This is a genomic window from Mycobacterium sp. E2989 (genome assembly GCF_001667595.1).
GTDB lineage: Bacteria > Actinomycetota > Actinomycetes > Mycobacteriales > Mycobacteriaceae > Mycobacterium.
This window is the reverse complement of record NZ_LZJX01000109.1, coordinates 21,520-36,198: the sequence shown is the minus strand read 5'-3', so window position 1 is coordinate 36,198 and position 14,679 is coordinate 21,520. Positions and strand designations below refer to the sequence as shown.

The 14,679-nt window shown below is 70.1% G+C and carries 13 protein-coding genes and 1 pseudogene; 7 read left to right on the top strand and 7 right to left on the bottom strand.

All coding sequences use genetic code 11. The annotated features are described in order from the left end of the window. Window positions 1–445, top strand: a 445-nt coding sequence (locus A5680_RS19690; protein WP_067822303.1) for a DUF2561 family protein, incomplete at its 5' end; no start/stop codon positions are given. Between the two features lie 7 nt (window positions 446–452). Here the strand turns inward: A5680_RS19690 and A5680_RS19685 are convergent. Then, complete coding sequence (locus tag A5680_RS19685; RefSeq protein ID WP_055401022.1) at window positions 453–686, bottom strand: hypothetical protein; 234 nt, start codon at window positions 684–686, stop codon at window positions 453–455. A gap of 329 nt (window positions 687–1,015) precedes the next feature. On the opposite strand from A5680_RS19685, the gene A5680_RS19680 reads away from it, so the two are divergent. Then, window positions 1,016–1,456 (top strand): DUF5994 family protein, encoded by a 441-nt coding sequence (locus A5680_RS19680; protein WP_055401020.1) that lies wholly within the window; start codon window positions 1,016–1,018, stop codon window positions 1,454–1,456. 19 nt (window positions 1,457–1,475) lie between these two features. On the opposite strand, the gene A5680_RS19675 is transcribed toward A5680_RS19680, so the two are convergent. The 4 genes from A5680_RS19675 to A5680_RS19660 are packed head-to-tail and all read right to left on the bottom strand — an operon-like array spanning window position 1,476 to window position 5,881. Beyond that, window positions 1,476–3,176 (bottom strand): cytochrome bc complex cytochrome b subunit, encoded by a 1,701-nt coding sequence (locus tag A5680_RS19675; protein ID WP_055401018.1) that lies wholly within the window; start codon window positions 3,174–3,176, stop codon window positions 1,476–1,478. Beyond that, entirely contained in the window at window positions 3,173–4,378 is a 1,206-nt protein-coding gene (locus A5680_RS19670) for a ubiquinol-cytochrome c reductase iron-sulfur subunit (protein ID WP_067822300.1), read from the bottom strand. Before A5680_RS19670 ends, A5680_RS19675 begins: the two co-directional genes overlap by 4 nt. Continuing rightward, complete coding sequence (locus A5680_RS19665) at window positions 4,375–5,229, bottom strand: c-type cytochrome (protein WP_369808504.1); 855 nt, start codon at window positions 5,227–5,229, stop codon at window positions 4,375–4,377. The genes A5680_RS19670 and A5680_RS19665 overlap by 4 nt, the downstream gene beginning before the upstream one ends. A gap of 40 nt (window positions 5,230–5,269) precedes the next feature. After that, window positions 5,270–5,881 carry a heme-copper oxidase subunit III gene (locus tag A5680_RS19660; protein ID WP_055401014.1) on the bottom strand — a complete coding sequence of 204 codons (612 nt, stop codon included), beginning with the start codon at window positions 5,879–5,881 and terminating at the stop codon, window positions 5,270–5,272. A gap of 138 nt (window positions 5,882–6,019) precedes the next feature. On the opposite strand from A5680_RS19660, the gene trpD reads away from it, so the two are divergent. After that, entirely contained in the window at window positions 6,020–7,111 is a 1,092-nt protein-coding gene (gene trpD / locus A5680_RS26350; protein ID WP_067822297.1) for an anthranilate phosphoribosyltransferase, read from the top strand. Here the strand turns inward: trpD and A5680_RS25415 are convergent. Then, window positions 7,049–8,881: pseudogene (locus tag A5680_RS25415) on the bottom strand (DEDD exonuclease domain-containing protein); the annotation flags it as partial. The gene trpD and the pseudogene A5680_RS25415 overlap by 63 nt on opposite strands. A gap of 166 nt (window positions 8,882–9,047) precedes the next feature. On the opposite strand from A5680_RS25415, the gene A5680_RS26345 reads away from it, so the two are divergent. The 4 genes from A5680_RS26345 to pimB all read left to right on the top strand — a co-directional run bounded on the left by A5680_RS26345 (window position 9,048) and on the right by pimB (window position 12,706). After that, the gene (locus A5680_RS26345) at window positions 9,048–9,302 is read left to right on the top strand and encodes a hypothetical protein (RefSeq protein ID WP_082459760.1); all 255 of its coding nucleotides are present in this window, start codon (window positions 9,048–9,050) and stop codon (window positions 9,300–9,302) included. A gap of 182 nt (window positions 9,303–9,484) precedes the next feature. Next, complete coding sequence (gene ripC, locus A5680_RS19650; RefSeq protein ID WP_067822295.1) at window positions 9,485–10,636, top strand: peptidoglycan hydrolase RipC; 1,152 nt, start codon at window positions 9,485–9,487, stop codon at window positions 10,634–10,636. A 34-nt stretch (window positions 10,637–10,670) separates the two neighbouring features. Next, entirely contained in the window at window positions 10,671–11,516 is an 846-nt protein-coding gene (locus A5680_RS19645; RefSeq protein ID WP_055401010.1) for a hypothetical protein, read from the top strand. A 47-nt stretch (window positions 11,517–11,563) separates the two neighbouring features. Then, the gene (pimB, locus tag A5680_RS19640; protein WP_067822293.1) at window positions 11,564–12,706 is read left to right on the top strand and encodes a GDP-mannose-dependent alpha-(1-6)-phosphatidylinositol monomannoside mannosyltransferase; all 1,143 of its coding nucleotides are present in this window, start codon (window positions 11,564–11,566) and stop codon (window positions 12,704–12,706) included. An 82-nt stretch (window positions 12,707–12,788) separates the two neighbouring features. Here the strand turns inward: pimB and A5680_RS19635 are convergent, their stop codons facing one another. Beyond that, window positions 12,789–14,591 (bottom strand): long-chain fatty acid--CoA ligase, encoded by a 1,803-nt coding sequence (locus tag A5680_RS19635; RefSeq protein WP_067822290.1) that lies wholly within the window; start codon window positions 14,589–14,591, stop codon window positions 12,789–12,791. Window positions 14,592–14,679 lie beyond the last annotated feature (88 nt).

Here is a 14,679-nt window from a genome sequence, read left to right as displayed (position 1 = left end):
GCTGTACGCCGTGATCGTCGTGTCCGCGCTGATCATCGCCGGGGCCATCCCGATGCTGCTGCGGGCCCGCCGGATGGCCCAGACCGACCCGGCCGCCCGGGGGATGACCGCGCCCAACCGGCCGCCTGTGCGGCTGATGTCGCAGGCGCCGCGCACCGCGGCCGAACGCGCGCGGCAGCCGAGGGTGCAGACCCCGGCTCCGCCGGCCGACTCCGACTGGTCGGGCGAGGCGGTCGACCGGGCGTGGTTGCGCGGCACCGTGTTGCTGGTGGGGGCCATGGGGGCGGCGCTGGTCGCGGTCGCCACGGCCACCTACCTGATGGCAGTCGGTCACGACGGCCCGTCCTGGGTCGCCTACGGGATCGCCGGCGCGATCACCGCGGGCATGCCGGCGATCGAGTGGCTGCACGTTCGCCAGCTGCGCCGCGCGGTCGCCGCGACCTAGGGGCCGGTCAGGACGCCTTGGCGTACCTGCGGACCAGCTCGTCCTCGCTGAACGTGCCGGTGTGCTGAGTGCCGTTGTCGTCGCGGCCGAAGAAGGTCCAGCGCCGGGGAACCGAGCGCGGTTCGCTGATCATCTTGACGGTGTAACGCAGCTGCGTGGGGCGCAGCGTACCGATGATGTCACCGACCCGGATCTTCGAGGGATGGATCTCCGGCGCGTCGCCCCAGTCTTGTATCGCCACTCAGGCCCATCCTCACGGTGTCGGCCCCCCGCTCACCTGGACAGCGCCACGGTCAGGCACTCGCCACTGTAGTGCACGCCCGCGCCCAGCCCACCATCGCGATCGCCCGGCGGCTGAGCCGTCAACCCTGGCGGTTGCGACCGTCCACCCGTGGCGTAGCGTCGACCGCGAGCTGTTTCGTTGTCAGAGGTTTCCCCCGCCCCCGGCGGAGGTCGCCCACGGGGAATGCGATTCCTCCGTCCGCCCGCGCTCGCCGGGCCGACGACGCCGACTGAAGGGACGCCCGTGGATGCTGGGAAATTGCCTGGCCGAGTTCACCAGGTCGTGGAATGACCGAATCGCTTGAACGACGACGCGGGGTCAATCCGGTCCGGCTGTCAGTGGCGCGCGAACTCGGTCGCGTCATCGACGGTGCGTGGTGGCCGCGTGCGGACCGCATCACCAACGAATTGCCCGGCCTGGTAGCGATTCTGACTCCCTTGCTGGGGGACATCCGCTCCATCAACGTCAACTGGCCACCGCTGCAACGGCCGCCCGACTTGAACTGGTCGGGCTGGGAACGCAAACGCCAGCACGTGATGACCTTCGTCGGGGGAGACGCAAGCATCAACCTGTTGGTCATCCCGTACGCCACCCACAGCGCGCTCGCCCTGATGGTGTTGCGCTGCGCGGCAGACCTTCCCGTCGAAGCGCGCGACCAGACGAAGCCGGCGTTCCTGACCGCCGGCTCCATCCTGCGGGCGGCCCAGCAGCAGTGCGCGACGGCCTGAAGCCGGACCGGCGCGAAACCTAGTGGTGCTCGCCGTTCGTGCCGTTCGGCGAACCGACGGTGCTCTCCTGGTGTTCGCGCAGGGCGGTCAGGGCGCGTTGCTCGGCGCCGTGTGCCGCCTCGCGCAGCGCCGCATCCTCGGAAACCGGGTCGGCGAACAGGAAGCTGCCGCTACCCGGTGAACCCGCCGAGCCCAGCTTGTTCATCCGCTTGGGCAACGCCGCACCCTGGTACTCGAGCGGCAGCGGGTGGCCGTGGTCGTCGACCGGGCCCAGCGGCTGATGCAGCTCGATGTACGCCCCGTGCGGCAGCCGCTTGATGATGCCGGTCTCGATGCCGTGCGCGAGCACCTCGCGGTCGCTGCGCTGCAAGGCAATACACCACCGATAGGTGATGAAGTACACCACCGGCGGCAGGATGACCATTCCGATGCGGCCGATCCAGGTCGTCGCGTTCAGCGAGATCTGGAACTTCAGCGCGATGATGTCATTCATCGCCGCCAGCGTCAGCAGCATGTAGAACGAGATCGCCATGGCGCCAATGGCAGTCCGCACCGGGACGTCGCGCGGGCGCTGCAACAGGTTGTGGTGCGCGTAGTCGCCGCTGAACCGCTTCTCCAGGAACGGGTAGACGATCAGCAGGATGAAGATCAACCCCATGATCAGCGCCACCCAGACCGCGGCCGGGATGGTGTGGTGCCAGAAGTAGAACTCCCACGGCGGCCAGATACGGGCCAGGCCCTCGGTCCACATCATGTAGAAGTCGGGCTGTGAACCCGCCGAGACGTGAGATGGCTTGTAGGGGCCCAGGTTCCAGATCGGGTTGATCTGCAGCAGGCCGCCCATCAGGCCGAGCACGCCGACGATCGCGGCGAAGAACGCGCCGGACTTGACGGCGAAGATGGGCATCACCCGCACGCCTACGACGTTGTGCTCGGTGCGGCCCGGGCCGGGGAACTGGGTGTGCTTCTGGAACCAGACCATCGCCAGGTGCAGGCCGATCAGCGCCAGGATGATCCCCGGGATCAGCAGGATGTGCAGGGCGTACATGCGCGGGATGATGTAGCCCGCCGCGGCGCACTCGTCACCCACACCGCCGCAAGGGAAGTCGCCGCCGAACAACGCCCAGTGCAGCCAGGTGCCGATCACGGGCATTCCCAACGTGATCGACGACAGCGCGGCCCGCAGCCCGATGCCCGAGAGCAGGTCGTCGGGCAGCGAGTAGCCGAAGTAGCCCTCGAACATGGCAAGGATCAACAGCAGCGAGCCGATCACCCAGTTCGCCTCGCGCGGCCGTCGGAACGCCCCGGTGAAGAAGATGCGGGCCAGGTGAACCATGATCGACGCGGCGAAAATCAGTGCGGCCCAGTGGTGTACCTGCCGGACGAACAGGCCGCCACGCACCTCGAACGAGATGTCCAGCGTCGAGGCGAAGGCCTTGGACATGTCCACGCCGCGCAGCGGTTGGTAGACGCCGTTGTAAGTGATCTCGGCCATCGACGGGTCGAAGAACAGCGTCAGGTACACGCCGGTGAGCAGCAGCACGATGAAGCTGTACATCGCGATCTCGCCCAACAGGAACGACCAGTGCGTCGGGAAGACCTTGTTGAGCTGCCGGCGCACCGCCGCGGACGGGTGATAGCGCGTGTCGATGTCTTCGCCCTGACGGGCCAGGACTTCGCCGATCTTCGGCGGTTTCGGGGGACTCAGTCTTGGACTCATGTTGTCGTCCTCTCCCAGAATGCCGGTCCGACGGGCTCGATGAAGTCACCGTTGGCGACCAGATACCCGTTGGTGTCGATCGTGATGGGCAGTTGCGCCAGCGCACGAGCCGCCGGGCCGAAGATCGGCTTGGCGAAGTGCAGGGCGTCGAACTGCGACTGGTGGCAGGGGCACAGGATGCGGTAGGTCTGCTCCTCGAAAAGCGATGCGGGGCAACCCAAATGCGAGCAGACCTTGGTGTAGGCGAACAGTTCGCCGTAGTTGAAGCTTTCCTGCCCCTGGCGTTTGACCACCTTGGGCATGTCGGTCGGCCGGACCCGGATGAGCATCACGGGGTTGCGCACGCCCTGGTTGATCGCGCGCAGCTTTTCCTGCGATTCCGGGGTGGTGCCGTCACCGTCGGACTCCCGCCACGGGAAGACGGTTTCCATGCCACCGGCGTCCAGGTCCTCCGGACGCATCTTGATGAACGGCGAGGCGCCTGCGGATCCGGTGGCTCGCGCGAGGAAGATGGTCTCGCCCTGATACCGCGGGGTCCAGCCGGACGTCCACAGCACGGCTTTCGTGCCGTTGGCGGTGGACACCACCGGCTTCCACGGGTTCTTGATCAGGCCGCCGGCGAAGGCCACCAGGGTCGAAAGGCCGAACGCGCCGAGGCCCAGCCCCAACGACAGCCCGATGACCTTGCGGCGCCGAACGGTCGAGCCCTCCAGGGCGTCGGTCAGGTTCGCCACGACCGTCTTGCGGTCGATCTCCCGGGAAGCGCCGTCGTGGCGCTCCTGGATCGAAATCTCTTCCGGGATAAACCTTTTCTGATACAGGATGGTGCCGACGGCGATCGACAGGATGGACATCCCGAAGGTCAGGCCGTACAGCGGGGTGGCCAGGTCGTACAGCAGGCTGCCCGCGGAATCCTTGGGCTTGTACTCCCACGGCCAGAACAGGAAGACCAACAGCAGCGCCAGTCCGAAACCGCCACCGAGCAACAGCCACAGGGCGACGCCACGCTCGGCGCGCTTCTCGGCCTTGGTGCCCTCGACGGGCCAGCGGGGTTCGTTGACGATCGTCTCGACGCCGTCGAGCCTGCCGCCCAGCGCCACCAGCTCGCGTTGCGACATGGCGGCCAGGGCCGCCTCGTCGGGTTCGTTCGGCGCGGCGCCCTTGTCGGTGTCAGAGCCGCCGACGGCATTCACGTCACTCATGATGCTCGTGCCCCAATCCACAGTGCCAAACCGATGGCGGCGACCATCCCGATGATCCACGCGGCCATGCCCTCGGGGGCGGGCCCGAATCCACCGAGGCCGTAGCCGCCGGGCTGGCGCTCTTCGGTCACCGCCTTGATGTAGCCGATGATGTCCTTCTTGGCTTCGAAGGACAGCTGGCGATCGGAGAACTTCGGCATGTTCTGCGGGCCGGTCCGCATCGCCGCCAGGATCTGCTGCTCGTTCGGCGCCTCCAGCGGCGGCGCGTACTTGCCCGAGGACAGCGCCCCGCCGCGACCGGTGAAGTTGTGGCACGAGGAGCAGTTGAGCCGGAACAGGTCGCCGCCGCGGCCCGTGTCCTCGCCGCGCAGCGACTTCATCGCCAGGCTGCCGTCGGGGTTGCGCACCGTGGTCGGGCCGCCGCCGTTGGCCTGCACGTACGCGCCCAGGGCGTCCACCTGCGCCTCGTCGAAGATCGGCTCCTTGCGCGGCGCCTGGGCCTCGCCGGTCATCGCGGGCATCCGGCCGGTGGACACCTGGAAGTACACGGCCGCCTCGCCGACGCCGATCAGGCTGGGGCCGCGGTCGGCCACCCCCTGCAGGTTGGCGCCGTGGCACGACACACACGAGGTCTCGAAGAGCTGCTTGCCGGTCCGCAGCAGCGCCGAGGACGACTCGTCGGCGACGGCCACCTGCGGGCGGGGCGTGAGCACGGCGGCCAGGCCGCCGGCGATGGTCAGCGCGATCAGCAGCAACAGCCCACCCGACAGGCGGCGGCGCAGCCGACGCCGGGAGCGGTCACGCTGTGCTTGTCGCGGCTTCCGGTTTCGCATGGACCCCAGCTTCTTCAACCGAGCACTCCTGTTCATTGCTTTATTCGGAGCCGTCGGCTCATCGGATGAAATAGATCACGGTGAACAGCGCGATCCAGACGATGTCGACGAAATGCCAGTAGTAGGAGACGACGATGCTCGCGGTGGCCTGCGCCGGGGTGAACTTGCTCATCGCGGTGCGGGCCAGCAGGAAGATGAACGCGATCAGGCCGCCGGTGACGTGCAGGCCGTGGAACCCGGTCGCCAGGTAGAACACGCTGCCGTACGCGCTGCCCGGGATCGTGGTGCCGTGCGTCGCCAGGTGGAAGTACTCGTAGCCCTGCCCGCAAACGAAGAACAGGCCCATCAGGAAGGTGATCACGTACCAGCGGCGCAGCCCGAAGACGTCGCCGCGCTCGGCCGCGAACACCCCCATCTGGCAGGTGAACGACGACGCGATCAGCACCAACGTCACCGGCACGGCCTGGTAGAGGTTGAGTTCGGTCGGCGGCGGCGGCCACTTGCCGCCGGACTGGGCACGCGCGGTGAAGTACATCGCGAACAGGCCAGCAAAAAACATCAGCTCGCTGGAGAGCCAGACGATCGTGCCGACACTGACCATGTTGGGTCGATTCAACGAATGAACCCGCGACGTGATTGCAGTACCCGAGGTCCCTACAGCGCTGGTCACATCCGCAAGTATGACGCTTTGTAGTTGTTGAACTCCACCCGGGGCGGCATTTGATCTTTTCGCGTCGCGACCGCGCCGGATGCGGGCGGCCGTCCGCGCCGGTTGGGGGAGGTTCGCTCCTCGTGGGACCATCGGCGCGTGGCTCTGTCATCTGAGGCTTCGCCCCTCGGCGGTTCCGCCCGGGGCGCGGCGCCGTCGTGGCCGGGGGTGCTGGCCCGGTTGACCGACGGCCAGGATCTGGCGCGGGGCCAGGCCGCCTGGGCCATGGAGCAGATCATGGCCGGTGACGCGAGCCCGGCGCAGGTGGCCGCGTTCGCGGTCGCGATGAAGATGAAGGTGCCGACCGCGGCCGAGGTGAGCGAGCTGGCCGACGTCATGCTGAGCCACGCGCTGCCGATGCCCGCCGGCATGCGCGACGACACGGTGGACGTCGTCGGGACCGGCGGTGACGGCGTCAACACCGTCAACCTTTCCACCATGGCCGCGATCGTGGTCGCGGCCGCGGGCGTGCCGGTGGTCAAACACGGCAACCGGGCGGCCTCGTCGTTGTCCGGCGGCGCCGACACTCTGGAGGCGCTCGGGCTGCGCATCGAGCAGGAACCCGAGCAGGTCGCGCGGAGCCTGACCGAAGTCGGCATCGGGTTCTGCTTCGCGCCCCTGTTCCACCCGTCGTACCGGCGCGCGTCGGCGGCGCGCCGCGAGGTCGGGGTGCCGACCGTATTCAATCTCCTTGGGCCGCTTACCAATCCGGCCAAGCCGCGGGCGGGCCTGATCGGCTGCGCGTTCGCGGACCTGGCGGAGGTGATGGCGGGGGTGTTCGCGGCGCGTCGATCCAGCGTGCTGGTGGTGCACGGCGACGACGGGCTGGACGAGCTGACCACGACGACCACCAGCACGATCTGGCGGGTGCAGGCCGGGACGGTGGACAAGCTGACCTTCGATCCGGCCGGATTCGGTTTCGCCCGAGCCGATCTCGTCGACCTGCTGGGCGGTGACGCGCAAGCCAACGCGGCGGAGGTGCGCGCGGTGCTGGCCGGCGCCAAGGGGCCGGTCCGGGACGCCGTCGTGCTGAACGCGGCCGGGGCGATCGTCGCGCACGCCGGCCTATCCAGCCGCGCTGAATGGCTGCCGGCTTGGGAGGACGGGCTGCAACGCGCCTGCGCGGCGATCGACTCCGGTGCGGCCGAACAGCTGCTCGCGCGATGGGTGCGGTTCAGCCAGCAGCTCTGAGTCGCGTTGGGCCACTTGCTCATACGCGAGCCGCGCCGAGCGTGCCGAGGCCGCCCACGCCGCCCACACGCCGGCCGAACGCAACGGCGAAGCCCAGCCCGCGGCGTCGGGGGAGTCGTCGACGCGGACGATGCGCACCCCCGGACCGGCCAGCCAGCGCGCGATCAGCGCGGATTCCTCCACCAACGCCCCGCCCAGAGGCGCCGGGATGGGCAAGATCGCTTGTGCCGCAGCCACAATGGCGTCGATCACCGGCATCGGGGGCACCCCGCGGCGCGCCGCGCCGGCCGCGGCGAGCTGGCCGTGCCGCACGACGGCGAGGTGGTATCCGCCCTCGCCGTCGGGTGCGGCGGCGATCAGCTCGGGCAGCGCGGCCAAGGCCCGCAATCGCTGGCCGCGCCACAATATTTCGACGGCCGTGGCGATGCGGTCGCGCAGGCGCGCGGCGCTCTCGAAATGGTGCCGGGCGGCCAGCGCGGTGACCTGGTCCACGGCGGCCGACAGGGCGGCGTTGTCCATTCCGTCGATCAACGCGGCGGCGCGCGCCACGGCCGCGGCGTATTGGGTGGGCGTGATGTCGCGGGCCGCGGGGCAGGGCGAGACCTCCGCCTCGGCGCAGCCCGGGCCGTGCAGGGCCGAGCGGCCCAGCCGGGCGGTGCACGTCCGCAGGCCGGTGAGGCGGGCGAGCAGGTCGGCGGTGTCGACCGCGTCGGCGCGGGACCGAAACGGGCCGACGGCGCGGTCGTGCCCGGGCGCCCGCACCACCGCCAGCCGCGGGAAGGCCTCGTCGGTGAGCGCCACCCACCACCAGCGGTGCGGGAACCTCGACCGGCGGTTGTAGGGCGGGGCGTGCGCGGCCAGCAGCCGCAGCTCGCGGACGCCGGCCTCCAGCGCGTGGGCGCACTCGACGTGGTCGACCGCGGTGGCCAGGTTGACCATCTCCTTCATCCGGCCGCGCGGGTCGGCGCCGGTGAAGTACTGACCGACCCGGCGGTGCAGGTCGACGGCGGTGCCGATGTAGAGCACCTCGCCGGACGGCCCCCGAAACAGGTAGACCCCCGGCCGGCGGGGCAGGCCGTGGGCGAGGACGCGCTTGCGCCGCTGGGCCGGGGTCACGTCCGGCAGGTAGGAACGCAGATCGGCAAAGGTGTGCACGCCCTGATTGCCCACCCGCTCGATCAGCGCGTGCAGCACGTCGACGGTGGCGCGGGCGTCGTCGAGGGCGCGGTGCGTGGGCTGGGTGGCGACGGCGAACAACCGCGCCAGGGCGGCCAGCCGCACGCTGGGCGCTTCCTCGCGGCTGAGCACCCGGCGGGCCAGCCGCACCGTGCACAGCACCTGCGGCCGCGGCCAGGCGATATCGCACCGCGCCGCCGCCGCGCGCAGGAACCCGATGTCGAACCCGGCGTTGTGGGCGACCAGCACCGCATCGCCGGCGAACTCGAGGAACATCGGCAGCACCGCGTCGATGGTCGGGGCGTCGGACACCATCGCCGTCGTGATGCCGGTGAGCTGCACGATCTGGGGCGGGATGCTGCGCTGCGGGTCGACGAGCGTGGCGAACTCGCCCAGGACCACCCCGCCGCGGACTTTGACCGCCCCGATCTCGGTGATGGCGTCGGGAACGCTTCCGTCGGTGCTCTTCGTGCGCCCGCCGGTGGTTTCCAGGTCGACTATCACGAAGGTGGTGTCCCGCAGCGGTACTTCGGCGGTGGCAAATGACGGCCCCAACTCGGCGAAGCTGAGCTGAGTCGCACCACCGGCACCCATGGCCGCGACGTTAAGCGCCGCCACCGACACCAGCGCGGCCGCCACGCCGATCGAACCGGGCCCGGTGCCAGCCCAAACGCGACCCCGGCGGGTTGTCGGTGGCCGCGGTTACCGTTCGGGTAGTCCGACCTGACGTTCGCCAAGCCTGACCGAGAGGACCGATCCGATGGCACGAAGCAGTGGGCCCGACAGCTACGGCGCGACGGTGCCGGAAGCGGGGGCGCCGGTGGTGATCGACTGTGACGACTGCGCGGTGCGCGGCCCGGGATGCCGCGACTGCGTCGTCAGCGTGTTACTCGGGGTCCCGGAAACTTTGTCGGAGGATGAATGCGCTGCATTGGCGGTGCTTGCCGATGCGGGACTCGCGCCGCGATTGCGGCTGGTACCCATCCGCCGCGGACACGATTTTGGGGTGGCTTAAGATGCTTTGTGTGCCAAAGGTTTACGAGGGGGACATCGGCGTTCACATGGTTATGACAGAAATCTTTCCAATTTCTTAACCGCTCGCTTTGGACAAACGTCGATATCGTTTCGTAACCTGTTTGAGACCTAAACCAGCTCGACGACGCGCGGTCGTCGATGGCCGTTTAAGGAAGCAAAATCTTGAGGCTTGACTCTAGATACCCGTTTGCGCGTGTCCTCACACGATCTGCCATCGGGACCCTAGCGGGCTTCACGGTCTTTTCCGGCGTCCTTGCCGCGAACGTCTCGGCCGACCCGGCCGAGGACGCGCTGGCGAAGCTCAACGAGCTGTCCCGCCAGGCCGAGCAGACCACCGAGGCGATGCACAGCGCGCAGCTCGACCTGAACAACAAGTTGGTGGCCGAGCGTGCGGCGGAGAAGAAGCACGACGACGCCCAGGCCGCCGTCGACGCCGCCAAGGCCCGCCTGGCCTCGTTCCAGGGCGCCGTGAACAAGCTCGCCGCCGCGACGTACATGGGCGGCCGGGTCGACGGCATGACGGCCATGCTGACCGCCGGATCGCCGCAGGGGCTGATCGACAAGCTGGCCATGCAGCGGTTGATGGCGACGCAGATGTCCGACCAGATGACGAACTTCCGGGTGGCCGGCGAGCAGGCCGCCAAGGCCGAGCGGGAATCCGCGAAGGCCGCCGCCGACGCCAAGAGCGCGGCCGAGCAGGCCGCCGCGGTGCGAGCGAGCCTGCAGTCCAAGCAAAGTCAGCTGCAGGTGCAGATCGCGGTCGTCAAGTCGCAATACGTATCCCTGTCGCCCGAGCAGCGCACCGCGCTCGCCGACCCCGGGCCCATCCCGGCCGGGCTCCCGGCACCCGGCGCGCCCGCGCCGGACGCCGCGCCGCCGGGCGCGCCGCCACCGGCCGGACAGGTACCCGGTGAGGCGCCGCCGCCCGGCGGAATGCCCGGACCGTTCGGCGGCGGGGTCGGCGGCGGTGACCGCGCGACCGTCGTGCAGGCGGCGCTGACCCAGGTCGGCTCGCCGTATGTGTGGGGTGGCGCCGCGCCCGGCGGATTCGACTGCTCCGGGCTGGTGATGTGGGCGTTCCAGCAGGCCGGCATATCGCTGCCGCACTCCAGCCAGGCGCAGGCCACGGGCGGCCAACCGGTGGCGCTGTCGGACCTGCAGCCCGGGGACGTGATCACCTTCTACAACGACGCGTCACACAGCGGCCTCTACGTCGGTGACGGCATGGTGATCCATTCCTCCACCTACGGCCAGCCGGTGCGGGTGGTGCCGATGAATGCCGCAGGCCCGGTCCACGACGCCCGCCGCTACTAGTAGGGGCCCCCGGACGCCGCGCCAGCGGCTGACGATGCTGCTGGCCTGGGTATTCGTTGTCGAATTGATCGTCGCCGCGGCCGTGCCCTTCGACGCGGAAAGCGACAGCCGCGCACGCCCCGCGCAGCTGATCACTCCAGCGCGTAGCGAGGTCGCCGCGGCGACCAGGTCGATGGTCGCCGGCGACCGCACCGTTCGGCTGCTGGGACTCGGCGGCGACCGCCTGCTGTCGCGCGTCTCCGCCGACATCGGCGGCGCGATCAACGCGGTCGAAGCGTTCTGGGGTGTCGACTGGTCGCGGGAGATCACCGTGATCGCGGCCCGCACCGACGAGGAGTTCCGCGCCGCCGCGGGCGGGGGCCCGCCGGCACAATGGGCCGACATCGCGGCGGTAACCGTCGTCGACCGTGTCGATCCCGCGCGCCGGGCGGCCATCAATGAGCGGATCGTGTTCGCGCCGGGTGCGGCCGGCATGACCGCGGGTGCGCTACGAATTGTGTTGGCGCACGAGCTTTTTCACTACGCCGCGCGTGTGGACACCGCCCCGGATGCGCCCCGATGGCTGGCCGAAGGGGTGGCCGACTTCATCGCCCGGCCCCAGACGCCGGTGCCCCCCGATGCGCTGCCGGTGCCGCTGACGCTGCCCTCGGACGCCGACCTGGACGCGCCCGGGCCGCAGCGCTCGCTGTCCTACGACCGCGCGTGGTGGTTCGCCCGCTTCGTCGCGGACACCTACGGGGCCGCCAAGCTGCGCGACCTGTATCTGGCGGTGTGCGGGGTCGGCCACACCGACGTGCCCACCGCCGTCCACGACGTCCTGGCCACCGATACGCCGGGCCTGCTCGTGCGCTGGCACGCCTGGCTGACCCACCCGGCCTGACGGATGCCCCGCACGGCCCGCGCGCGCCGCCAGGCTAGCCTGTCGCAGTGAGTCGGGTCCTGCTGGTAACCAACGACTTTCCGCCCCGGCCGGGCGGCATCCAGTCCTACCTCAACGACTTCGTCGGTCCGCTGGTCGCCGCCGGATCGCATTCGGTGACCGTGTACGCGCCGCAATGGAAGGGCGCCGACGCCTTCGACGACTCGGCCAAAGCGGCCGGCTATCGGGTGGTCCGCCATCCGGGCACGCTGATGCTGCCGGGTCCGGCGGTCGATTCCCGGATGCGCCGGCTGATCGCCGACAACGGCATCGACACCGTCTGGTTCGGCGCGGCGGCGCCGCTGGCGCTGCTCGCCCAGCGCGCCCGCCAGGCCGGGGCGACCCGGGTGGTGGCCAGCACGCACGGGCACGAGGTGGGCTGGTCGATGCTGCCGGTCGCGCGGTCGGTGCTGCGCCGCATCGGCGACACCACCGACGTCGTCACCTTCGTCAGCCGCTACACCCGCGACCGGTTCGCGCCGGCGTTCGGGCCGCACGCCTCGTTGGAATACCTGCCGCCGGGGGTGAACACCGACCGGTTCCGGCCCGACCCCGCCGCGGGCGCCGCGCTGCGCGACCGGTATGGGCTCGGTGAGCGGCCCACCGTCGTGTGCGTGTCCCGCCTGGTCCCGCGCAAGGGCCAGGACATGCTGATCAAGGCGCTGCCGTTGATCCGGCAACGGGTCGACGGGGCGGCCCTGGTGATCGTCGGCGGCGGCCCCTATCTGGACTCGCTGCGCAAGCTGGCGCGCGATTGCGGGGTGGCCGACCAGGTGACGTTCACCGGCGGCGTGCCGGCCGCCGAGCTCCCGGCCCATCACGCGCTGGCCGACGTCTTCGCCATGCCATGCCGCACCCGCGGTGCCGGCATGGACGTCGAGGGGCTGGGCATCGTGTTCCTCGAGGCGTCGGCGACGGGCAAGCCGGTGATCGCCGGCGACTCCGGCGGCGCTCCAGAAGCCGTGCAGCACAACAAGACTGGGCTGGTGGTCGATGGGCGCTCGCGGGACGCCGTCGCCGACGCGGTCAGCGCGGTGCTCGGCGATCGGGATCGGGCGGCCGCGATGGGCGCGGCCGGACGCGAGTGGGCGCTGGGCCACTGGCGGTGGGACGTGCTCGCGGCGCGGCTGGCCGGGCTTCTGCGGGCCTAGAGGGCGGCTCGAGCGTCACGCCAGCGTGGCGCCCGGCGTGCCGCGCCACGCCAGCGTGACGCTCGCGGGCGAGGCGGGCGCGCTATTCCTTCTCGTAGATCGACTCGATGTCGGCGGCGAACTTCTCGGCGACCACGTTGCGCTTGACCTTCATCGTCGGCGTCAGCTCGCCGGTGTCCTCGGTGAAGTCGACCGGCAGGATGCGGAACTTGCGGATGGACTCCGCGTGCGACACCGCCAGGTTGGCGTGCTTGACGGCCGCATCCACCTCGGCGATGAGGTCGGGGTCGGTGGCCAGGTCGCCCACCGACGCGTCGGCGGCCTTGTGGTTGCGTTCCTTCCAGGCGCCGAACGCCTCGGGGTCGATCGTGATCAGGGCGCCGATGAACGGCTTGGCGTCGCCCACCACCATGGCCTGGCTGATCAGGGCGTGCGCCCGCAGCTGGTCCTCGAGCACCGCCGGCGCGACGTTCTTGCCGCCCGCGGTGACGATGATCTCCTTCTTGCGGCCGGTGATCTTCAGGAAGCCGTCCTCGTCCAGCGCGCCGAGGTCGCCGGTCTTGAACCAGCCGTCGGTGAACGCGTCGTTGGTGGCCTGCTCGTTGCGCCAGTAGCCGCTGAACACCACGCCGCCGCGCACCAGCAGCTCGCCGTCCTCGGCGATGCGCATGCTGTTGCCCGGCAACAGCGTTCCGACCGTCCCGATCCTGACGTTGCCGACCTGGTTGACCGTGATGGCCGAGCTGGTTTCGGTCAGGCCGTAGCCCTCGTGGATCGTCAAACCCACGCCGCGGTAGAAGTGGCCCAGCCGCGCCCCCAGCGGGGCCCCGCCCGAAACCGACGCGTGGCATTCACCGCCCAGGGCGGCGCGCAACTTGTGGTAGACCAGCCGGTCGAACACCGCGTGCTTGGCGCGCAGCACCAGCCCCGGCCGGCCGCGGTCCTGGGCCTGGCTCCAGTCGACGGCGGTCTGCACGGCGGCCGCGAAGATCCGCCCCTTGCCGTCGTTGACGGCGTTCTGCTCGGCGGTGTTGTAGACCTTCTCGAACACCCGCGGCACCGACACCACCACCGTCGGCTTGAACACCGCGAACATCGGCAGCAGGTTCTTGATGTCGCTGGTGAACCCGACCGTCACCTTGTTGGCGAACGCCGAGAGCGTCAGCGAGCGCGCCAGCACGTGGGCCAGCGGCAGGAAGATCAGCAGCCGCTGCCCCTCGTCCAGCAGGGTGGGCAGGCATTCCTTGGCGCCCCGGGTCTCGTACAGCAGGTTGGAGTGGGTCAGCTGGCAGCCCTTGGGCCGCCCGGTGGTCCCCGAGGTGTAGATGAGCGTGGCCGGGTCGTCGGCGCGCAGCGCCTCCTGGCGGGCGGTCAGCTCCGCGGGCTCGACCGACTCGCCGGCCTCGGCGAGCTGATCCAGCGCCTTCGGGCCCGAGCCGTCGATGTGCAGCACGCGGCGCAGCGCCGGCAGCTCGGCGGTGAGCTCGGTGACCATCGCGGCGTGCGCGTCGGTTTCGGCGAACGCCAGCACCGCCTCGGAGTCCTGCAGCACCCAGCGCACCTGCTCGGCCGACGACGTCTCGTAGATCGGCACGGTGACCGCGCCCACGGACAGGATCGCGAGGTCGATGATCGCCCACTCGTAGCGGGTGGCCGAGAAGATGGACACCCGGTCACCGGCCTGCACCCCGAGCCCGATCAGGCCCAGCGCCGCCGAGCGAACCTGTTTGGCCACCTCGGCGCAGGTGACGTCGGTCCAGACGCCGTCGACCTGACGCCGGAAGATGACGAAGCCGGGATCTTGCTGCTCGTGCTCGAAGACCATGGCCGCGATGTTGTCGTGCTCGCCGACGGAGAAGCGGGCGGGGACACTGTACTCACGCACTCTTACTGACCTCGTTTGGCTAGTGACGTATCCGGGGGGACGGCTTGATGTCGTCCAGCCTAATCCGCGCATTCACGCAGGAACGGTG

Bases quoted from the DNA above. Each gene is read 5' to 3' on its own strand.
- A5680_RS19680 (WP_055401020.1), top strand. From the start codon at position 1,016: ATGACCGAATCGCTTGAACGACGACGCGGGGTCAATCCGGTCCGGCTG.
- A5680_RS19675 (WP_055401018.1), bottom strand. From the start codon at position 3,176: ATGAGTCCAAGACTGAGTCCCCCGAAACCGCCGAAGATCGGCGAAGTC.
- A5680_RS19670 (WP_067822300.1), bottom strand. From the start codon at position 4,378: ATGAGTGACGTGAATGCCGTCGGCGGCTCTGACACCGACAAGGGCGCC.
- A5680_RS26345 (WP_082459760.1), top strand. From the start codon at position 9,048: ATGGCACGAAGCAGTGGGCCCGACAGCTACGGCGCGACGGTGCCGGAA.
- A5680_RS19645 (WP_055401010.1), top strand. From the start codon at position 10,671: ATGCTGCTGGCCTGGGTATTCGTTGTCGAATTGATCGTCGCCGCGGCC.